This is a genomic window from Bacillus sp. GbtcB14 (assembly GCF_019091205.1).
In the GTDB taxonomy this organism is placed as follows: Bacteria; Bacillota; Bacilli; order Bacillales; family Bacillaceae_G; genus Bacillus_A; species Bacillus_A cereus_AG.
The window spans coordinates 1-261 of sequence record NZ_JAGXJT010000190.1 but is presented as its reverse complement, the minus strand read 5'-3'; the positions used below and the strand labels follow the sequence as shown (position 1 = coordinate 261).

Genomic DNA, 261 nt, shown 5'->3' with positions numbered 1-261 from the left:
AGGGAACGCTAGTTCGTATTAATATAAGAACAAATGTTCTGAAATTAACCTCGTCTCTCCGAGGCACAAGGAGGAGTCGCCATGCCGGTCAACATCGAAAAGTACGTCGGGCAAAGCGTGGAAATCATTTACGAGGACAGCAAGGGACGCTTCACGCAGCGGGTCGTCGCCGTATTCTCGGTACGCGGGGGCAAGGTGCGCGTGCTCGATTGGGGGAAGCGCGCGTTCCGCACGCTGTCGGCGAGCCGCATTCTCGGCGCC

The 261-nt window shown here is 57.5% G+C and carries 1 protein-coding gene; it reads left to right on the top strand.

Going from position 1 to position 261, the window contains the following annotated elements; genetic code table 11:
- Positions 1 to 81: 81 nt before the first annotated feature.
- Positions 82 to 261, top strand: a 180-nt coding sequence (locus tag KVT31_RS29685) for a hypothetical protein (RefSeq protein WP_217613742.1), incomplete at its 3' end; no start/stop codon positions are given.